Here is a 20975-nt window from a genome sequence, read left to right as displayed (position 1 = left end):
ACAACCGCGTCAGTCACGAACCCGCCAAGCAAGATCATGGATTTACGCAAGTGTTGCGACGCAACACACTGCCGAGCCACCCGACTTAACTCCGCCCGTTGTTCGACTTAAGTAGGGTGGCGCCGCTGGCGCCGACGCCTTGAAGATCGGGCGTGATGCCGGGCCACTTGGCCTGGCGACAATGGGGGAGTTGCTTATGGTGAGCGTACCGGAAGCAGATGTCCTTGATTCGGCGCATGGAGGGACGCCGGGATTACTCGCCAGGGAACGCACCATTGCAGGCCCTCATTTCAATCGCTGGCTGGTGCCGCCAGCAGCGCTGGCCATCCATCTGAGTATCGGCATGGCCTACGGGTTTTCCGTCTTCTGGCTGCCGATGACGAAACTGGTGACCGAGGCCGATCCGGCCGCATGCGCGAAACTCGGCTTCCTGGCCCAGCTGTTCGCCACCGGCTGCAACTGGACGGTCCCTGCGGTCAATCACATCTTCGAAACCTTCATCGCCATGCTCGGCATTTCCGCCGCGATCTGGGGCGCCTGGCTGGAGCGCGCGGGGCCCCGCAGGGCTGGCTTCATCGCTGCGCTATGTTGGGGTGGCGGCCTTGTCATCGGCGGAATCGGCGTGTCGATGCACCAGCTATGGCTGGTCTATCTCGGCGCCGGCGTATTGGGAGGAATAGGCCAGGGCCTGGGCTACATATCGCCCGTGTCGACCCTGATCAAATGGTTCCCCGACCGACGAGGACTGGCCACCGGCTTCGCCATCATGGGCTATGGCGGCGGCGCGATGATCGGCGCCCCGATCGCCGTGGCGCTGATGCAGAAGTTCACCACCAACGGCGTGCCCGGCGTGTCTTCCACCCTGGTCTGCATGGGGCTGCTTTATTTCGTCGCCATGTCGGCAGGCGCCTTCGGCTTCCGCGTACCACCTACCGGTTGGCGGCCCCTGGGCTGGACGCCGCCGTCCGAATCGTCGAACAAGCTCATCACGCATCGCCACGTGCATTTGAACCAGGCATGGAAGACGCCGCAGTTCTGGCTGATCTGGACGGTGTTGTGCGTGAACGTGACGGCGGGCATCGGCGTGTTGTCGATGGCGAGCCCGATGTTCCAGGACGTGTTCGGTGGCAAGTTGCTCGGGCTGGACAGCGCGGTCGAACTCAGCGCAGCACAAAAGGCTGCGATTGTCGCCTCGGCGGCGGGCCTCGTTGGCCTGATCAGCCTGTTCAACAGCCTGGGGCGCATCTTCTGGGCGTCGACTTCCGACTTCATCGGACGCAAGACCACGTACTTCATCTTCTTTGCGCTTGGCATTGCGCTGTACTGCTCGCTGCCCACGCTCGGCCACATGGGGCTCGCCGGGGCCTTCGTGATCGCAGTGTGCGTGATCCTGTCGATGTACGGAGGCGGCTTCTCCACCGTGCCGGCCTATCTCTCGGATATCTTCGGCACGCAGATGGTGGGCGCCATCCATGGTCGCCTGCTGACGGCCTGGTCAGTGGCGGGCATCGTGGGTCCGTTCCTGATCGCCGCGGTCCGCGAGGCGCAGCTCAACGCAGGGGTTGCCAAGAACCTGGTCTACGACCGGACGCTCTACATCCTCGCCGTACTCCTTCTGGTCGGCATGATCTGCAATCTGCTGGTTCGGCCGGTGAAGGAAAGTGCACACATGACCGATGAAGAGTTGGATCGCGAGCTTTCCCTGCAACACGAAGCGGCGGCCCTCTCCGTCAGTGCGCAGCATGCGGCGCGCGGCGGCTTCGGCCTCGTGGGCGTGATCGCCTGGGCAGCGGTTGGCATTCCTTTCCTGATCGGTGTATGGATAGCTATCACCAAGGCTGCCGCCCTGTTCTGACGTGGTCCACGATGGTGGAAACATGAAACGAGCGATAGATATCGCCATGCTGCCGGCCATTCCCGAGCACATCCGCGTGGCGGTGCTCGAAGTGACCACGCGGCTGAAAGGTACGCCAGGCGCCCTGCTCCCCATTCTGCATGGGGTGCAGGACGCGCTGGGTTACGTACCTGAAGAAGCAACGCCACTCATCGCGCGAGAGATGAATCTCTCGCGCGCTGATGTCCATGGGGTGATCAGCTTCTATCACTACTTCCGGCAGCAGCCGGCGGGTCGGCACGTGATCCAGCTGTGTCGTGCCGAATCCTGCCAGGCGATGGGCGCCGTTGCGCTCGAACAACATGTCAAGCGTCGCCTGGCCGTGGACTTTCACCAGACCACGTCCGATGGCGCCTATACGCTCGAGCCGGTCTATTGCCTCGGCAACTGCGCGTGTTCGCCCGCGATGATGGTGGACGGCGAACTCAAGGGGCGCATGACCCCCGAACGATTCGACGCCTGGCTCGAGGCGGAGTCGACATGAGCATCACGATTTACGTGCCATGTGACGCCGGTGCCCTCTCGGTGGGCGCGGAAGCCGTCGCGACCGCGATCACCGCGGAAGCTTCACGACGCGGCATCGATGTACATCTGAAACGCAATGGTTCGCGCGGCCTGTACTGGCTAGAACCATTGGTTGAAGTCGAGACCTCCGCCGGCCGCGTCGCCTATGGCCCGGTAAGCGCAGACGACGTGTCGGCGCTGTTCGACGCGGATTTCCTGCACGGCGGCAAGCACCCGCTCGCGCACGGCCCGACCAGCGAGATCGACTACCTGAAGAACCAGCAGCGCCTCACCTGCGCGCGCGTGGGCGTCGTTGACCCGCGCAGCCTGGACGATTACCTCGCCCACGGCGGCTACCGCGGACTCGCGGCCGCGCTGGGCATGGCCGGGCCATCCATCGTGCAGGTCGTGCTGGACTCCGGCTTGCGCGGACGCGGCGGCGCCGCCTTCCCTGCCGGCATCAAGTGGAAGACCTGCCTGGATACACCGTCCACCCAGAAGTACGTGGTGTGCAATGCCGACGAGGGCGACTCAGGCACGTTCGCCGACCGCATGATCATCGAAGGTGACCCGTTCGTACTGATCGAGGGCATGACCATCGCCGGCCTCGCGGTGGGCGCCACACGCGGCTACATCTACCTGCGCGTCGAGTACCCGCACGCCCAGCGTGCGATGGAGGCGGCCATCGCCGCCGCACAGGCGGCCGGTTACCTCGGCGACGATGTGCGCGGCAGCGGCAAGGCGTTCCATCTCGAAGTGCGCATGGGCGGAGGCGCCTACATTTGCGGCGAAGAGACTTCGCTGCTTGAATCGCTGGAAGGCAAGCGCGGCCAGGTACGCTTCAAGCCCCCGGTTCCCGCCGTCCAGGGTCTGTTTGGCAAACCCACGGTGATGAACAACGTGGTCACGCTGGCCACCGTTCCCCTCATCCTGGAGCACGGCGCGGCTTATTACCGCGATTACGGCATCGGCAAGTCGCGCGGCACGCTGCCCATCCAGCTGGCGGGCAACCTCAAGCGCCCCGGCCTGGTTGAGTGCGCCTTCGGGCTGAGCCTGCGTGAACTCATCGAGCATTACGGCGGCGGCGCCGCGAGCGGCAGGCCAGTGCGCGCAGTGCAGGTGGGCGGCCCGCTGGGCGCCTATATTCCGGCGGCGCAACTGGATACGCCGGTCGACTACGAAGCCATCGCCGCGATCGGCGGCATGCTTGGCCACGGTGGTGTGGTGGTGTTCGACGATACCGTCGACATGGCCGCGCAGGCGCGCTACGCCATGACCTTCTGCGCGATCGAATCCTGCGGCAAGTGCACGCCCTGCCGGATAGGTTCGGTTCGCGGCGTCGAGGTGATCGACCGCATGCTCACCGGCGACGCCGTCGAGCGCGAGCGCAACGAGGTGCTGCTGCGCGATCTGTGCCAGACGATGGTCGCCGGTTCGCTGTGCGCGCTGGGCGGCATGACGCCGTTCCCGGTGCTCAGCGCGCTCGATCATTTCCACGAGGATTTCACGGACCACGTCGGCAAGGCGGCCGTCTGAGGAGGTAGAGCCCCATGTTGTCCATCGTCGAGATCGATTACGGCACACCGAAGTCCACCTCGGGGACCATGGTGGAGCTGGACATCGACGGCCGCAGCGTGTGCGTGCCCGAGGGCACCTCCGTGCTGCGCGCGGCGGCGCAGGCCGGCATCGCCATCCCCAAGCTGTGCGCCACCGAGATGCTTGATGCGTTCGGCTCCTGTCGCCTGTGCCTGGTGGAAATCGAGGGCCGCAAGGGTTACCCGGCCTCGTGCACCACCCTGGTCAGCGCAGGCATGAAGGTGAACACGCAGACGCCCAAGCTGGCCGAGATCCGTCGTGGCGTGATGGAGCTGTACATCTCCGACCACCCGCTGGATTGCCTCACCTGCCCCGCCAACGGCCATTGCGAGTTGCAGGACATGGCCGGCGTGGTCGGCCTGCGCGAGGTGCGCTACGGCTATGACGGCGCCAACCACGTCCACCCCGAAATCGATATGGAGAAGTCCGGCTACGGATGGACGGCCTTGGGCGCCGATGATCAGGGGCGATCACCAAAGACCGTGCCCAACCCGCTTTTCGTCGGCAAGGACGAATCCAATCCCTATTTCGCCTTCGATCCGTCCAAGTGCATCGTCTGCTCGCGCTGCGTGCGGGCGTGCGAAGAAGTCCAGGGCACGTTTGCCCTGACCATCCAGGGCCGCGGCTTCGACTCCAAGGTGGCCGCCAGCCAGGACAATCGCTTCCTCGACTCCGAATGCGTCTCCTGCGGCGCCTGCGTGCAAGCCTGCCCCACCGCCACGCTGTCGGAGAAGTCGCTGATCGACAAGGGCCAGGCCGAACACAGCGTGGTCACCACCTGCGCCTATTGTGGTGTCGGCTGCAGCTTCCGCGCCGAAATGAAGGGTCAGGAAGTGATGCGCATGGTCCCCAACAAGGACGGTCAGGCGAATCACGGCCACTCCTGCGTCAAGGGTCGCTTCGCCATCGGCTACGCCACCCACCCTGATCGCATCACCACGCCGATGATCCGCGCCCGGATTTCCGATCCGTGGCGGGTGGTGACCTGGGAAGAAGCCATCGCCCACGTCGCCAGCGAATTCAAGCGGATCCAGGCCCGCTACGGCAAGCACGCCATAGGCGGCATCACCTCCTCGCGCTGCACCAATGAAGAGACGTACCTGGTGCAGAAGCTGGTGCGCGCCGGCTTTGGCAACAACAACGTAGACACCTGCGCCCGCGTCTGTCATTCGCCGACCGGTTATGGCCTCAAGTCCACCATGGGCGAGTCGGCCGGCACCCAGGATTTCGACTCGATCGAATCGACCGAAGTCGTGCTGGTGATCGGCGCCAATCCCACCGACGCACATCCAGTGTTCGGCTCGCAGATGAAGCGCAGGCTGCGCGCCGGCGCCAGGCTGATCGTGATCGATCCTCGCCGCATCGACCTGGTCCGCACGCCACATGTGCAGGCTGACTATCACCTCAAGCTGCGCCCCGGCACCAACGTCGCCATGCTCAACAGCCTGGCCCACGTCATCGTGACCGAAGGTCTGCTGGACGAGGATTTCGTGGCCCGCCGCTGCGAGCCGGAACCCTTCGCCAGATGGCGCGCCCTGGTGGCGCAGGACAAGTACAGCCCCGAGGCGATGGAGTCGGTGACCGGCGTGCCGGCAGAGATGGTGCGGGACGCGGCGCGGCTGTACGCGACCGGCGGCAACGCGGCGATCTACTACGGCCTGGGCGTTACCGAGCATGCCCAGGGCTCAACCGCGGTGATGGGCATCGCCAACCTCGCGATGGCCACCGGCAACATCGGCCGCAAGGGCGTGGGCGTCAACCCGCTGCGCGGGCAGAACAACGTGCAGGGTTCGTGCGACATGGGCTCGTTCCCGCACGAATTCACCGCCTATCGCCATGTGGGCGACGACGCGGTGCGGCACTCCTTTGAACAGGCCTGGGGCGTCACCCTGCTCGCCGAGCCCGGCCTGCGCATTCCCAACATGTTCGAAGCGGCGCTCGATGGCAGCTTCAAGGGCGTCTACATCGAGGGCGAAGATATCGCGCAGTCAGACCCCGACACGCAGCACGTGACGGCGGCGCTCACCGCGATGGAATGCATCGTGGTGCAGGACCTGTTCCTCAACGAGACGGCCAAGTTCGCGCACGTTTTCCTGCCGGGCAGCTCCTTCCTGGAAAAAGACGGCACCTTCACCAACGCCGAACGCCGCGTCTCTCGCGTGCGAAAGGTCATGGACCCCAAGGGCGGCTATGCGGACTGGGAGATCACCCAGTTGCTTGCGCAGGCCATGGGCTACCCGATGCATTACACGCATGCCTCCGAGATCATGGACGAGATCGCCGCGCTCACGCCGACCTTCCACGGCATCAGCTTCGACAAGATCGACGAGCTCGGATCTATCCAGTGGCCGTGCAACGAGGAGCATCCGTTGGGCACGCCGGTAATGCACGTGGACGAGTTCGTGCGCGGCAAGGGTCACTTCATGCTCACCGAGTACGTGCCGACCTCAGAGAAGGTCAGCACCGAGTATCCGCTCATCCTCACCACCGGCCGCATCCTCAGCCAGTACAACGTGGGGGCGCAGACGCGCCGCACCGCCAACGTGATGTGGCATGACGAGGACCGCCTCGAGATTCATCCGCACGATGCGGAGGAGCGCGGCATCGCCGAGGGCGATTGGGTCGGCATTGTCAGCCGCGCCGGTGACACGGTGCTGCGCGCGATGATCTCCGAGCGCATGCAGCCGGGCGTGGTCTACACCACGTTCCACTTCCCGGGCTCGGGCGCCAACGTGATCACCACCGAAAACTCCGACTGGGCCACCAATTGCCCGGAGTACAAGGTCACGGCGGTGCAGGTCACCCGCGTCAACCAGCCGTCCGAGTGGCAGAAGCGCCATCGTGCGTTCACCGAAACGCAGGAGGCGCTGCTCGAACAGTCGGTGAAGCCCGCTTGAGCGTCGCGAGAGACCATGCCGCGCCACCGGGCTACGTCTCCCGCGAGGTGGAGCGCTGGCAGCATGGCCAGGTCACACAGGCGGAGGACTGCATCGCGGAGGAGGTCCCTGTCGCCATGGTCTACAACGGCGCCAGCTTCGCGGTGATGATGGCCACCCCGCATGACCTCGACGACTTCGCGCTGGGCTTTTCCCTTAGCGAAGGCCTGATCAGCGAACCCTCGCAACTGCTGCAGGTGGAGCGCCACGCCCTGCTGGAAGGCGTCGAGCTCGCCATGCGGGTGACCGACAACGCCCCCGGGGCCAAGCTCGCGGAACAGGCCGAACGCCTGCTTCCCGGCCGCAGCGGCTGCGGCATCTGTGGCACGCGGGATCTGGAGAACGTGATCCGCCACCATCACCCCGTGGGCGCCGGCAACACCATCACCCGCGCTGCGCTCGAACGTGCGCGTCACCAGTTGCAATCGCGCCAACCCATGAACCTGGCCACCGGCGCCGTGCATGCGGCCGCCTGGGCGGATTGCGAAGGCGAGATCCTGTTGGTGCGCGAGGACGTCGGCCGCCACAACGCGCTGGACAAGCTGATCGGCGCCATGACGCGCGCCGGCCATGACCCGCAGGATGGCCTGGCGCTGGTGACCAGCCGGGCCAGCTACGAAATGGTCACCAAGGCGGCGGGCGCCGGCATGACCATCCTGGCCGCCATCTCCGCTCCCACGGCCCTGGCGATCGAACTGGCTCGCAGCGCCGGGCTCACCCTGATCGGCTTCACCCGTCCCGACAGCCACAACATCTACACCCACCCCGAGCGCCTCCAGGCAGGCGCAGCACAGGGCTAGTCATGCGCATCGAACGACTGGTCACCATGGCCAACGACATTGCGACCTACTTCCAGGCCGAGCCCGACCACACCGTCGCCGTCAATGGCGTGCGCGACCACCTCACCCGCTTCTGGGACCCGGTGATGCGCCGCCAGCTCAAGGCCTATCTCGGCGAGGGGGGCGACGATTTGCTTCCGCTGGCGAGGGAGGCCGTCGCCGCGCTGACACTGCCCCCCGCCGACGCTACCTGAAGCGGTTGCTCACGGCGGCGAACGGGAGCCGTCGACGACCTCAATGGCGGTCACGTTGCGCACCCAGCGCGCCGGACGTTGCTCGCCCGGCACGAGCAGTCGATAAGGGCCATCGCCCGCCAGCGGCTGACCGTTGCGCTGATCAACCAGCATCGCCTGGGCGTGGCCCAGTGTGGGATCCAGCTCGGCCAGGGCAAACACCACCTGGTAATGATCGCTCGCCGTGATCCGCACGAAGCTCGCCAGGTCCCGCCCATGCAGCGGCTTGTCCAGCGGGGCGCCCGCGCGCAACAGGATTTCCCGCAGCGGCACGCCGCGCCATTCGCTCGGCGGCTCGTCATGCGCCGCCGCCGTGACGGAGACATGAGGCATGGCCGCCAGCGCGCCTGCATCGAGCGCCAACGGCGCATGACCTGGCGCCGACACGCGCACTTCCGGCTCGGACGCCCGGACGTCCATCGCCAGCACCACACACAACAACATGAATGGAATCAGCCCATGAAAAATTCGTACTTGTCGACCATGCCGCATGTGTCTTGCTCCCTTGGTTACTTCACATGACTTTCACCGCAATCCCACGCACGGCGCAAGGCAGATTTAAGTAGAAACCACACCCGCACGAAAAAAATGCACGCGGCACTTTCACGTCCATCCCGCGTGCACAGATCAACTGCCAATCGGTGCTACGCTAGAAACACCGACCCAGATACAGCTTACCTTCCTTCTGGAGGCGCGCATGGAATCGTCACCGGAGATGGGCCTGAAGCGCCAGGAGCGCACGGTCTTCCTGCTGCTGACCATTGCCCTGTTTCCTATCCTGGCGATTGCAATCGTCGCCTCTTATGGATTCGTCGTCTGGATCTGGCAGATGCTCGTCAGCGGACCGCCGGGGAGATGAGCAGGTTCGTCGCCCACGCTTTTCCGTAACGACCGCATGATCGCATGACCGTTGTCCCACCTCTGGCAGGACGGTTACATGAGCAGCGAGCAGCATATTTCCAGCCTTGTCGTACTGCACCGACCCGATGCACTGCGAGCGGTGCAGTCGTTCGCCCGCGCCCATCCTTCGTTGCAGATCGCCGCGCACGGTGACTGTCGCTGCGTCGTGCTTTGCGAAACCGACGATCAGCGCGCGGTGATGGACCTCATCGATGGCATGGGGGATTTGCCGGGCGTGATCAGCGTGTCCCTGATTTACCACCACGCCGAATCGCCTGAGGAACTGGACGAACCGGTTGGCCCGGTCGCACACACGTGAGGAACTGACGCATGAGCATGACGCGACGGGAATTCATTCGGAACACGGCGGTTGCGGTTGCCGCCAAGGTCGCCGGCATCGCCTTGCCTGCGAGCGCGACCAATGTGCTGCTCGAAGGCGACATCACCCAGATGAAATGGAGCAAGGCCCCCTGCCGCTTCTGCGGCACCGGTTGCGGCGTGAACGTGGCGGTGAAGGATGGCCGCGTGGTGGCCACCCATGGCGATGTGCACGCCGAGGTCAATCGCGGCCTCAACTGCGTCAAGGGCTATTTCCTCTCCAAGATCATGTACGGGGGCGATCGCCTGACCCAGCCCCTGCTTCGCAAGAAGAACGGCGCCTATGCCAAGGATGGCGAATTCACCCCGGTTTCGTGGGACGAAGCCTTCGACGTGATGACCGAGCAGTTCAAGCGCGTGCTGAAGGAAAAAGGCCCCGGCTCGATTGGCATGTTCGGCTCCGGCCAGTGGACCGTATGGGAGGGCTACGCCGCCAACAAGTTGTTCAAGGGCGGCTTCCGCAGCAACAACCTCGACCCCAACGCGCGCCATTGCATGGCATCGGCCGTCATGGGCTTCATGCGCACGTTCGGCATGGACGAGCCGATGGGCGTCTACGACGACATCGAGGCTACCGATGCGTTCGTGCTGTGGGGCTCGAACATGGCGGAGATGCATCCCATTCTGTGGACGCGCGTCACCGACCATCGCCTGTCGAACCCGAACGTGAAGGTCGCGGTGCTGTCGACCTTCCAGCATCGCTGCTTCGACCTGGCTGACATTCCGATCGTGTTCAAGCCGCAGACCGACCTGGTGATCCTCAACTACATCGCCAACCACATCATCACGACCGGTCGCGTCAACAAGGATTTCGTCAACCAGCACACCAACTTCAAGCAGGGCGTCACCGACATCGGCTACGGCCTGCGACCGGACAATCCGCTGGAACAGAAGGCCAAGAACGCCAAGGACCCGGGCGCCAGCGAACCCATCGACTTCGACAAGTTTGCCGCCTTCGTCGCGCCTTACACGCTGGAAAAGACGGTGGAAATGACCGGCGTGGACAAGGGTTGGCTGGAGAAGCTGGCCGAACTCTATGCCGACCCGAAGACCAAGGTGATGTCGTTCTGGACCATGGGCTTCAACCAGCACACACGCGGCGTGTGGGCCAACAACATGGTCTACAACCTGCATCTGCTGACTGGCAAGATCTCCACCCCGGGCAACAGCCCGTTCTCGCTCACCGGCCAGCCCTCCGCCTGTGGCACCGCGCGCGAAGTGGGCACGTTCAGCCATCGCCTGCCCGCCGACATGGTGGTGACCAATCCTGAGCACCGCAAGCGCGCGGAAGAAATCTGGAAGATCCCGCAAGGCATCATCCAGCCCAAGCCCGGTTTCCATGCGGTGGAGCAGAACCGCAAGCTGCACGATGGCGTGCTCAATGCCTACTGGGTGCAGGTCAACAACAACATGCAGGCCGGCGCCAACCTGATGCAGGAGACCTATCCCGGCTATCGCGACCCGCGCAATTTCATCGTGGTTTCCGACGCCTACCCCACTGTCACGGCGCAGGCGGCCGACCTGATCCTGCCTGCCGCGATGTGGGTGGAAAAGGAAGGCGCCTATGGCAACGCCGAACGCCGCACCCAGTTCTGGCACCAACTGGTCAAGGCGCCCGGCGATGCGAAGTCGGACCTGTGGCAGCTGATGGAGTTTTCGAAGCGCTTCACCACCGACGAATGCTGGCCGGCGGAGATCCTGACCGCCAACCCGCAATTCAAGGGCAAGACGCTGTTCGACGTGCTGTTCAGGAACGGCAACGTGGACAAGTTCCCCACCTCGCAGATCGAAGCGGGCTACGACAACGACGAGTCGGCTGCCTTCGGCTTCTATGTGCAAAAGGGTCTGTTCGAGGAGTACGCCACGTTCGGCCGCGGCCACGGCCACGACCTGGCCCCGTTCGATGCCTACCACCAGGCACGCGGCCTGCGCTGGCCCGTGGTGGATGGCAAGGAAACCCTATGGCGCTATCGCGAGGGCAGCGACCCCTTCGTCAAGGCCGGCGCCGGCTTCGAGTTCTACGGCAACAAGGACGGGCGCGCGGTGATCTGGGCGCTGCCCTACGAGCCGCCCGCCGAGAGCCCGGACGCCGAGTACAACATGTGGCTGGTGACAGGCCGCGTGCTCGAGCACTGGCATTCCGGTTCGATGACCATGCGCGTGCCCGAGTTGTTCCGCAGCTTCCCCTCGGGCGTGGTGTTCATGAATCCGGACGACGCGAGGTCGCGCGGCTTCAAGCGCGGCGACGAGGTGAAGGTGGTGTCGCGCCGCGGCGAAATGCGTTCGCGCGTGGAGACACGCGGGCGCAACAGCATGCCGCCCGGCGTGGTGTTCGTGCCCTGGTTCGATGCCGGCCAGCTGATCAACAAGGTCACGCTGGATGCGACCGACCCGATCTCCAAGCAAACCGACTACAAGAAGTGCGCCGTCAAGGTCGTGGCCGTCTAGGAGGAGCGCCCAGATGCGTGACAAGCCTGTTGTTGCCATTGCCCTGCTGGCCATCGTCGTGGCCGTCGCGGTCGGTTACGCGGTCGGCCGCAAGTCCGCCCCGGCGTCCTCGGCCGTATCGGAGCCGGTTGCTGCTGCACAGAAGCCAACTGCCCCAGCCAGCGCCACCGAGGCGCGCCCGGCCAGCAACCAGATCGATGCGATCCGGCGTGGCGTCCCGATCGCCGAGGAGGCCAGCCCGCCGGTGATGGCTCATGTGGAGAACACCGACATCAAGCGCGTGCGCGCATATCCGATGCAGCCGCCGACCATCCCCCACTCGATCGACAACTACCAGATCGACAAGAATTCCAATCGCTGCCTGCTGTGCCACGCGCGCGCCAATGCCGACAGGTTCCAGGCGCCGCCGGTGAGCGTCACTCACTACATGGATCGTGACGAGCAGATCCTCGCCACCATTTCGCCGCGGCGATACTTCTGCACCCAGTGCCACGTGACGCAGACGGACGCCAAGCCGCTGGTCGCGAACAACTTCAAGGACATCGACACCGTGATGTCCGAGCAGCCCGTGCAGAAGGCGAACTGACCATGTGGCCGCGCATCAAGAGCTGGGCCGCCATGTTCTGGCGGACAATGCGCCGCCCGAGCGTGCACTACAGCCTGGGCTTCCTGACCCTGGGCGGGTTCATTGCTGGCGTGATTTTCTGGGGCGCCTTCAACACCGCGCTTGAGGCGACCAATACCGAGGCGTTCTGCACCAGCTGCCACGAGATGCACGACAACGTGTTCCAGGAATTGAAGACCACCATCCACTACACCAACCGCTCGGGTGTGCGCGCCACCTGCCCCGACTGCCACGTGCCACACCGGTGGACTGACAAGATCGCGCGCAAGATGCAGGCCTCGCAGGAGGTGTGGGGCAAGATTTTCGGCACCATCAACACGCGCGAGAAATTCCTCGACAACCGCCTGGAACTGGCCGAACGCGAATGGGCGCGACTGAAGGCCAACGATTCGCTGGAGTGCCGCAATTGCCACAACTACGCCTCCATGGACCTTACCCGGCAGTCAACGAGAGCCGCCCAGATTCACCAACGCTGGCTGGGCACGGGAGAGAAAACCTGCATCGACTGCCACAAGGGCATCGCCCATCATCTGCCGGACATGGCCGGGATACCGCAAGGTTGACCAACCACAAGTGCGGATGGAAATCATTTCATCCGCCGCACAGGATTGCTCCTTCACACCATCTGCACCGCCCGCTACTTGCGGCGACGTAAGCTCCCGGATGGAGTCCGGCGGGATCACTGCCAGGGAACGGTACTCCGCCCAGCGCCGCCGTACTCCCGGCCATGATCGCAAGCGCCCTATCGATCGTGCGGCAAGGGTTGCGTGCCCGGCGCAGGTTGCTCCTGCTGCCGTTGCTGGTTTTGTCGTGCATGGCGCACGCACAGACCGATGACACGTCCTGGCATATCCAACTGGCCGGCGAAGTGAGCGTGCCCAACGGATGGGTGCAGGTGCGCGAGAACGCGATCCAGGGCACCCGCCTGCACTTCAGCGACGACCTCAACGTCAACGACATGCAGACGATACGCCTGCAGGTGTGGAAGGCGTTTTCCGATGTCAGCGAGCTGCATTTCGGCTTCGCCACGCACCAGCTGCTGGGTAACGCGACGACCGACGTGCCGGTGTATTTCAACGGCACCACCATCGCACCCGGCCATATGAACACCGCCACGAACTTCCAGGATTCCCTTGCCTTCGACGCCTCCTACTGGCATCGACTGGTCGAGGTAGGCCAGGGTGGCGGCCTCTACGGGAGCATCGGCGCGACCTACGTGATGCTCAATTTCAGGATGCGCGGCACGGTCGCCGCCGACAGTGTGGGCAACGAACTCAAGGAGGATTTCTATGTGCAGGAGATGCCGGTGCCGATCTTCGGCCTGCATCTGCGCTATCCGCTGACGGACAAGTGGCGCCTGACGGCCGACGCCACCTGGGGACGCCTGCCCTGGGTCAACAGCTTTCGCACTGAAGGCGGCGAGGTCTACACCGCACAGACGAACTGGGAAGCCGTGGTGGGGCTGGACTACCGGCTTTCGCCCCATTGGAAATTGGCCGGCTACATCTTCCACCGCTACTACGCGCAAGACGAAAGCAGCCACGAGGACGGCAACCAGATCAGCCTCGCCACGACTGGCGGCGGCTTCGGCGTCACCTACCAGTTCTGAGCGGACGGCGATGACCGATACGCAGCGAGCCCAGCCCGGCGCCGGGCGGGCCCGCCACGACGAGCCCTCGCTGCACTACCCCATCCGGGCCAGCACCGTCCCCATCTCTTCACTGGTGAAGGCACGCAGGGTTTCCGAACGAGTGTTGCCCGCCGCACTGATGCTCACTGCAAAGGCCGTGGCCGACAGTTCGTCGTCGCTCTCGATGACCACCACGATGTCGTACTGACCGAGCGTCCAGTAGAGATCCTTCACCTTGACGCCAAACTTTCCGGCCAGGGCCCTCACCGACTGGGCCCGCTGGGTCGTGTCCTTGATCGCGCGCATGCCCTGGTCGGTCAGGCGGGTCAACGCAATAAATGTCGCCATGCTCACTCTCCTCGTCGATTCAAGCGTTCGGAGGGACCTGGGCGGTAACTGCAGCGACGTCGGTCCCGGAGCGCCAGACGGCAATCCAGCGGACGCGAGGCGCCATCGACCGCGGGGAGAACCGACGGTCGACGCAGCAACTTACGACAAAACTGCCGAGCGCGCACTCGTCCAGTAGAGGTAAGGCGGAAGCGACGCGGATCAGGCGTGTGGCGGGCCTTTCAGCTCGACCATGTTGCCCTGTGGGTCGTACAGGTAGATCGATGGCCCCTCGCCCCTGGCGCCATAGCGCGAGCCGATCTCGCCCACACGTACCCCGTGGGCCTCGAGGTGCGTCACGATGGCCGCTTCGTCATAGTTCTCCACCTGCAGGCACAGATGGTCCATGTTGTGCCCCTCCGATCCGGGCCCGGCGCCGCCCTGGCGGCCGAGCTTGCCGTCCAGCGAAACCAGGTCGATCAGGGAATCGCCGGCGCGCAGCTGGATCAGGCCGATCTCGTCCTGGCGACGCTCCTCGCGGCAGCCCAGTACATCGCAGTAGAAACGCTGCATGGCGGCGACATCGCGCACGCGCAACACGACATGGTCGATTCGCGCCAGCTGGAACGGGGGATGGCTCACGGCACGGTCCTTGGCGAGGGGCGGCGCATCTTATGCGACCTGAGACGGATTCCGCATCGTGCCTGAAGGATACCCCCGCAGGGGAGGCATTCCGCTCCCCGGCACCTTATAATTGTCGTTTAGCGTGTGGTGGGAGAAGCGGTGCGAGCCGCTGCCGAAGGCGCAACGCCCGTAATCGCTCAGGCCCCATACCATCACTACGCACCAACACTCTGGAGAGACCGGTTGAATCCGGCGCCGAAGGGGCACGAAGCGCAAGCTTCCAAACTCTCAGGCAAAAGGACAGAGGGGCGCTTCACGTGCGGCTTGCACGTCCGGCCGTTATCGGTCATTTCCGGAAGCCCCTGCCATGAGTCAGAACGCCCATCCTTCGCTGCGCGACCTCGAGCACCACGACGCCTTCATCGAGCGTCACATCGGCCCCAACGACGCGGAAATCGCCACCATGCTCGGCGTGGTCGGCTATGACTCGCTGGAAGCGATGACCGACGCCATCGTGCCGGGCAAGATCAAGTCGCCTGCCCCGCTCGCATTGCCGGCGCCGATCACCGAAGTCGAAGCGATCGCCAAGATCCGCGCCATCGCCGACAAGAACCAGGTGTTCAGGAGCTTCATCGGTCAGGGCTACTACGGCACGCTGACCCCGAACGTCATCCTGCGCAACATCCTCGAGAACCCGGCGTGGTACACGGCCTATACGCCGTACCAGGCGGAAATCTCGCAGGGCCGCATGGAAGCGCTGATCAACTTCCAGACCATGTGCGCCGACCTCACCGGCATGGAGATCGCCAACGCGTCCCTGCTCGATGAAGGCACCGCCGCCGCCGAAGCCATGACCCTGGCCAAGCGCTCGGCCAAGTCCAAGTCCAACGTGTTCTTCGTGTCCAGCGCCGTGCATCCGCAGACGCTGGAAGTGATCAAGACCCGCGCCGAGGCGATGGGCATCGACCTGCACATCGGCGACGACAGCGAAGCGACCAGCGTCGACAGCTATGGCGTGCTGCTGCAGTACCCCAACACCTTCGGCCGCATCAACGACTACAAGGCGCTGGCCGACGCGGTGCACGCGCGCCACGGCGTGGTCTGCGTGGCTACCGACCTGCTCGCCCTCACCCTGATCGCCTCGCCGGGCGAATGGGGCGCCGACATCGTGGTCGGCAACACCCAGCGCTTCGGCGTGCCGTTCGGCTTCGGCGGCCCGCACGCCGCCTTCATGGCTTGCCGTGACAGCTACAAGCGCTCGATGCCGGGCCGCCTGATCGGCGTGTCCATCGACGCCGAAGGCAAGCCGGCCTACCGCCTCACCCTGCAGACCCGCGAGCAGCACATCCGCCGCGAGAAGGCCACCTCCAACATCTGTACCGCGCAGGTGCTGCTGGCCGTGATGGCCAGCATGTACGCCGTGTACCACGGTCCGGAAGGCCTCACCCGCATCGCCCGCCGCGTGCATCGACTGGCCTCGATCCTGTTCGTCGCGCTGCGCCAGGCTGGCGTGACCGTCGGCGCGGACTTCTTCGACACCCTGCACGTCACCGGCGTGGATGCCGCTGCACTGCACGCCAAGGCCCGCGCGGCCGGCATCAACCTGCGCGCGATCGACGCCAGCAGCGTCGGCATCAGCCTGGACGAAACCACCACGCGTGCTGATGTCGTTGCGCTGGCCGCCGTGTTCGGCGCCACCATCGCCGACATTGATGCGCTCGACGCCCAGGTGCACGACGCACTGCCGCGCGACCTGGTCCGCAAGACCACGTTCCTCACCCACCCGGCCTTCAACACGCACCACAGCGAGCACGAACTGCTGCGCTACATGCGTTCGCTGGCCGACAAGGACCTGGCGATGGATCGCACCATGATTCCGCTGGGCAGCTGCACCATGAAGCTCAACGCGACCGCCGAGATGATCCCGGTGACGTGGCCGGAGTTCGCCAACATCCATCCGCTGGCGCCAGCCGACCAGGCCACCGGCTACAAGCAGCTGATCGACGAGCTGGAAGCGATGTTGGTGGAGTGCACCGGCTATGACGCGGTGAGCCTGCAGCCGAACTCCGGCGCGCAGGGCGAATACGCCGGCCTGCTGGCGATCCGCGCCTACCACCGCTCGCGCGGCGAAGGCCATCGCGACATCTGCCTGATCCCGGAATCGGCGCACGGCACCAACCCGGCTTCCGCGCAGATGTGCGGCATGCAGGTGGTGGTGACCAAGTGCGATGCGAACGGCAACGTCGACGTCGAGGACATCAAGCGCGCCGCCGAGAAGTTCAGCGACCGCCTCGCCGCGTTGATGATCACCTACCCGTCCACGCACGGCGTGTTCGAGGAAGACATCGTCAAGATCTGCGAGATCGTGCATGAGCACGGCGGCCAGGTGTACACCGACGGCGCCAACATGAACGCGCTGGTCGGCGTCGCCAAGCCGGGCAAGTGGGGTTCGGACGTCTCGCACCTCAACCTGCACAAGACCTTCTGCATCCCGCACGGCGGCGGCGGCCCGGGCGTGGGCCCCTGCGCAGTGAAGTCGCACCTGGCCCCGTTCCTGCCGCGCACCTTCGGTGGTGAAGGCGATGTCGGCATGGTGTCGGCCGCCAGCTTCGGCTCGGCCTCGATCCTGCCGATCAGCTGGATGTACATCACCATGATGGGCGCCGCCGGCCTGCGCCGCGCCACCCAGGTGGCCCTGCTCAACGCCAACTACGTCGCCAAGCGCCTGGCGCCGCACTACGAGACGCTCTACACCGGTCGCAATGGCCTGGTGGCCCATGAGTGCATCCTCGACGTGCGCCCGGTCAAGGACGCCACCGGCATCGGCGCCGAAGACGTGGCCAAGCGCCTCATCGACTTCGGCTTCCACGCGCCGACGCTGAGCTTCCCGGTGGCCGGCACGCTGATGGTCGAGCCGACCGAGAGCGAATCGTTGTACGAACTGGATCGCTTCATCGACGCGATGATCCAGATCCGCAACGAAATCCGCGCGATCGAAACCGGCAAGCTGGACCGCGAGGACAATCCGCTCAAGCACGCGCCGCACACTGCGCTGATGGTGTCGGCATCCGAGTGGACGCACGCCTACCCCCGTGAGCTGGCCGCCTTCCCGCTGCCCAGCCTGAAGTTCCAGAAGTACTGGTCGCCGGTGGCCCGCGTGGACAACGTCTACGGTGACAAGAACGTCTTCTGCAGCTGCGTGCCGGTGGAAGCGTTCAAGGGCGAGATCGAGGCCTTCAGCGAGCCGAACGTCGCGTAAGCGCGTTTCAGCATCGCGCAAAAGGAAAGGGCTCCGCGTGCGGAGCCCTTTCTGCTTTCAGCGCCGCCGACTGACGTCAAGGGCGCTTGGTCGCTCAAGCTTCCTGGGCTGCCGCCCGCTCCAGCGCCAACGCCTCGCGCATGCGGTGATAAGCGAACGTGCCTCGCACGCCACTGGCAAAGGCGAGCGTAAGGATGATCGCCATGAACAAGCCAAAGCCCAGCACCTGCGGCTGGGTGGCGAACTGGTAGATCTTCTCGAGGATGAACAGCACCAGGCCGATCACGGCGAACGATTTGGACCTGGCGCGAATGCGCCATGCGATGACGGCAAACACGGCGGCATCACCAAAAGCCATCGCGTTGATGCCAAGGATCGACTTCCCACTGAACATGCTGATGGCGGCGACAATCGCAGTCACGGCCGCACAGAACACGGCGGCCCAGCTACCCGCATTCGACGCCTGCTCCGCGTCGGCGAGATTGCCGAGCTCCGGCCAGTACCAGCGGTCCTGCTTGTACTTTCGAACCATGAACATTCCCCTGTCTGGTTGCGACATCGACGCCCCCCGCGTCGACGTTCGAAGCGATGCTACCGGTTCGCGCACGTGCATGCGTGCGCATGCAACGGCCGTGAGGACCTCGCCCGCACTTCGCCATGCCGCGCGTGGCGCAGCTTCGCCTGGCACGCCGTATGTCCCGCGGATCGCCACGGCGGACAACGTTGTCAGATGATGCATTTGGGGCTGACCTGGGCCAATTTGCAGCCAAACGCCACTCATCGCACCGCACCATCAACTAAATCGGAAAAACGGCCATATGCAGCGTTCTCAGTCGCTGAAATTCACCGCAATTTTGCTGCGACGCGGGACATAGCCACTTTGCCATGAGCACGTTTGGCAACTGTCGTTTTCATGGCGGGCATCACAGTTTCACCGTGCCATCGGAGACAACGTTGTCATAAAGGGTTCCCAAGACGACATCGCTCCAGCCGCGGCCAGCGCCGCTGGCTATGCAGGATCACATCGGAACGAACCGCCCTGATGGCCGACGGAACCGGCCAGTCGCCAATCCAGCATTCACCCAACTCTGCAGTACGACTTAGGAGATGACCCTATGCGAGTAAAGCAATCGGTGATGTGGCTACGCATGGCGCTTCACGCGTTCGGCACGACTGCCGGCGGCGTGATGGCCATGAGCCTGTTGACCATGGCTCCCGTGCAGACCGTGCATGCGCAAAGCGCACCGGCCTGCGCTGCGGCATGGAGTTCGAGCACCGCCTATTCGGGCGGCGCCGTCGTCAGCGAGAACAGCATCAACTATGTCGCCAACTGGTGGACGCAGGGCAATGACCCGGCGACCAGCAGCGGCGCTACCGGATCGGGACAGCCGTGGACCTCGCAGGGCGCCTGCGGCGGCAGCTCGAGTGGCGGTAGCGGTAGCAGTGGCTCGGGCAGCGGAGGCAGCAGCAGTTCGGGCGGCTCCTGCGCAGCGGCATGGGTTTCCACCACCGCCTACAACGGCGGCACGGTCGTGAGCGAGAACGGCATCAACTATGTCGCCAACTGGTGGACGCAAGGCAACGACCCCGCCACCAACAGCGGCGCTACCGGCTCCGGTGAACCGTGGACCTCGCAAGGCTCTTGCACCGGCAGCAGCGGCTCGGGTAGCGGCAGTTCGGGTAGCGGCAGTGGCTCGGGTGGCACGGGCGGTTCGGGCGGCGGCTCCACCACCAACCCGCCGGGCACAGGGGCCAACCTGCTGTTCAGTCCGTACAAGGACATCACCGTCAATCTCAACTGGAACACCAATGTGATGCAGACGGCGGCGGCCACCGGCTCGGCCATTCCGGTCGTCGGCGCCGGAAGCCTCAAGTCGAACTACGTCACCAACCTGAGCGCCATCACCCTCGCCTTCGCCACCGGCGAGTGCGGCAGCGAGAACTGGGGTGGTGTGGCGGGCGCCAGCTTCGCGAGCGCCAACATCTCGGCCTTGTCGAGCGCGGGCCTGCCTTATGTGGTCTCCACTGGCGGCCAGGCCGGCACTTTCACCTGCGGCAGCACGGCCAACTTCGCCAGCTTCCTCTCGCGCTACATGTCGCCGCAGATGGTGGGCGTGGACTTCGACATCGAGGGCGGCCAGACCCAGGCGCAGATCAACAACCTCGTCGCTGCCGCAGCCTACGGCCAGACGTTGTATCCGAACCTGCGCTTCTCCTTCACCCTCGCCACGCTGGGTGCGTCCGATGGCAGCTACGGCGGCGTCAACAGCCTCGGCGACATGGTGATCAAGGCGGTGAAGGCCTCTTCGCTGACCAACTACACCATCAACCTGATGGTGATGGACTTCGGCGGCCCGAGCGCAGGCGTGTGCGTTGTCTCCAACGGCGTGTGCGACATGGGCCAGTCCGCGATCCAGGCGGTGACCAACCTTCAGCACACCTACGGCATCCCGGCCAGCAAGATCGAGCTGACCCCGATGATCGGCGTCAACGATGTGTCCACCGAGAACTTCAGCATCGCCAACGCCGACACGATTACCAGCTACGCCGTCAGCAACGGCCTCGCCGGCCTGCACTTCTGGTCGCTGGATCGCGACACGCCGTGTAACCAGACCACCGCTTCGGCCACCTGCAACTCGGTGCCGTCGACCACCTCGCTGCAATACACCAAGGAGTTCCTGAAGGATCTGGGCAAGTAATGGCAAAGCGTGACAGCCCCTCGACGACGGCAGGCCCAAGCTCGCCGGGCTGAAGTACTCGTACCGCCAGCCGAATCAGGTCG

Annotated in this window: 18 protein-coding genes and 1 riboswitch; of the genes, 14 read left to right on the top strand and 4 right to left on the bottom strand. The window is 64.7% G+C overall.

What is annotated here, in order from left to right; genetic code table 11:
• The first annotated feature begins 196 nt into the window (after positions 1-196).
• The 6 genes from DVT68_RS13615 to DVT68_RS13590 are packed head-to-tail and all read left to right on the top strand — an operon-like array spanning position 197 to position 7963.
• Positions 197-1855, top strand: coding sequence for an OFA family MFS transporter (locus tag DVT68_RS13615; RefSeq protein WP_114825635.1), 1659 nt, complete (start codon positions 197-199; stop codon positions 1853-1855).
• A 22-nt stretch (positions 1856-1877) separates the two neighbouring features.
• Positions 1878-2378 (top strand): formate dehydrogenase subunit gamma, encoded by a 501-nt coding sequence (locus tag DVT68_RS13610; RefSeq protein ID WP_114825634.1) that lies wholly within the window; start codon positions 1878-1880, stop codon positions 2376-2378.
• Positions 2375-3934: a formate dehydrogenase beta subunit gene (locus DVT68_RS13605; protein WP_114825633.1), complete on the top strand. Its 1560-nt coding sequence runs from the start codon at positions 2375-2377 to the stop codon at positions 3932-3934. The genes DVT68_RS13610 and DVT68_RS13605 overlap by 4 nt, the downstream gene beginning before the upstream one ends.
• Positions 3935-3948: 14 nt before the next feature.
• Positions 3949-6891, top strand: a complete 2943-nt coding sequence (gene fdhF / locus DVT68_RS13600) for a formate dehydrogenase subunit alpha (RefSeq protein ID WP_114825632.1) — start codon at positions 3949-3951, stop codon at positions 6889-6891.
• Positions 6888-7730, top strand: a complete 843-nt coding sequence (gene fdhD / locus DVT68_RS13595; protein ID WP_114825631.1) for a formate dehydrogenase accessory sulfurtransferase FdhD — start codon at positions 6888-6890, stop codon at positions 7728-7730. The genes fdhF and fdhD overlap by 4 nt, the downstream gene beginning before the upstream one ends.
• A gap of 2 nt (positions 7731-7732) precedes the next feature.
• Positions 7733-7963, top strand: a complete 231-nt coding sequence (locus DVT68_RS13590) for a formate dehydrogenase subunit delta (protein ID WP_114825630.1) — start codon at positions 7733-7735, stop codon at positions 7961-7963.
• A 9-nt stretch (positions 7964-7972) separates the two neighbouring features.
• Here the strand turns inward: DVT68_RS13590 and DVT68_RS13585 are convergent, their stop codons facing one another.
• A complete protein-coding gene (locus DVT68_RS13585) occupies positions 7973-8446 on the bottom strand; it encodes a molybdopterin-dependent oxidoreductase (RefSeq protein ID WP_158543507.1) in 474 nt (157 codons plus the stop codon).
• Between the two features lie 253 nt (positions 8447-8699).
• Here DVT68_RS13585 and DVT68_RS13580 point away from each other — a divergent pair, with 253 nt between their 5' ends.
• The 6 genes from DVT68_RS13580 to DVT68_RS13555 all read left to right on the top strand — a co-directional run bounded on the left by DVT68_RS13580 (position 8700) and on the right by DVT68_RS13555 (position 13962).
• A complete protein-coding gene (locus DVT68_RS13580; protein ID WP_114825628.1) occupies positions 8700-8861 on the top strand; it encodes a periplasmic nitrate reductase, NapE protein in 162 nt (53 codons plus the stop codon).
• 78 nt (positions 8862-8939) lie between these two features.
• Positions 8940-9221, top strand: coding sequence for a chaperone NapD (locus tag DVT68_RS13575; RefSeq protein WP_114825627.1), 282 nt, complete (start codon positions 8940-8942; stop codon positions 9219-9221).
• Between the two features lie 11 nt (positions 9222-9232).
• A complete protein-coding gene (gene napA, locus DVT68_RS13570) occupies positions 9233-11728 on the top strand; it encodes a periplasmic nitrate reductase subunit alpha (RefSeq protein ID WP_114825626.1) in 2496 nt (831 codons plus the stop codon).
• A 13-nt stretch (positions 11729-11741) separates the two neighbouring features.
• Entirely contained in the window at positions 11742-12314 is a 573-nt protein-coding gene (locus DVT68_RS13565) for a nitrate reductase cytochrome c-type subunit (protein WP_114825625.1), read from the top strand.
• Between the two features lie 2 nt (positions 12315-12316).
• On the top strand, positions 12317-12916 hold the full coding sequence (locus DVT68_RS13560; RefSeq protein ID WP_114825624.1) for a cytochrome c3 family protein: 600 nt from the start codon (positions 12317-12319) through the stop codon (positions 12914-12916).
• A 251-nt stretch (positions 12917-13167) separates the two neighbouring features.
• Positions 13168-13962 carry a TonB-dependent receptor gene (locus tag DVT68_RS13555; RefSeq protein WP_147281736.1) on the top strand — a complete coding sequence of 265 codons (795 nt, stop codon included), beginning with the start codon at positions 13168-13170 and terminating at the stop codon, positions 13960-13962.
• A gap of 75 nt (positions 13963-14037) precedes the next feature.
• Here DVT68_RS13555 and DVT68_RS13550 read toward each other — a convergent pair whose 3' ends face one another.
• Positions 14038-14331: a GYD domain-containing protein gene (locus DVT68_RS13550; protein ID WP_114825622.1), complete on the bottom strand. Its 294-nt coding sequence runs from the start codon at positions 14329-14331 to the stop codon at positions 14038-14040.
• Between the two features lie 201 nt (positions 14332-14532).
• Entirely contained in the window at positions 14533-14952 is a 420-nt protein-coding gene (locus DVT68_RS13545; protein ID WP_114825621.1) for a VOC family protein, read from the bottom strand.
• A gap of 202 nt (positions 14953-15154) precedes the next feature.
• Positions 15155-15248, top strand: a riboswitch (glycine riboswitch).
• A 53-nt stretch (positions 15249-15301) separates the two neighbouring features.
• On the opposite strand from DVT68_RS13545, the gene gcvP reads away from it, so the two are divergent.
• On the top strand, positions 15302-18193 hold the full coding sequence (gene gcvP, locus DVT68_RS13540; RefSeq protein WP_114825620.1) for an aminomethyl-transferring glycine dehydrogenase: 2892 nt from the start codon (positions 15302-15304) through the stop codon (positions 18191-18193).
• A gap of 94 nt (positions 18194-18287) precedes the next feature.
• Here the strand turns inward: gcvP and DVT68_RS13535 are convergent, their stop codons facing one another.
• Complete coding sequence (locus tag DVT68_RS13535) at positions 18288-18806, bottom strand: hypothetical protein (RefSeq protein ID WP_147281735.1); 519 nt, start codon at positions 18804-18806, stop codon at positions 18288-18290.
• A 502-nt stretch (positions 18807-19308) separates the two neighbouring features.
• Here DVT68_RS13535 and DVT68_RS13530 point away from each other — a divergent pair.
• Positions 19309-20892: a carbohydrate-binding protein gene (locus DVT68_RS13530; RefSeq protein ID WP_114825618.1), complete on the top strand. Its 1584-nt coding sequence runs from the start codon at positions 19309-19311 to the stop codon at positions 20890-20892.
• Positions 20893-20975 lie beyond the last annotated feature (83 nt).

It is taken from the genome of Dyella solisilvae (assembly GCF_003351225.1).
Lineage (GTDB): Bacteria > Pseudomonadota > Gammaproteobacteria > Xanthomonadales > Rhodanobacteraceae > Dyella > Dyella solisilvae.
The sequence above is the reverse complement of the archived record's forward strand: the minus strand, read 5'-3'. Positions and strand labels throughout refer to the sequence as shown.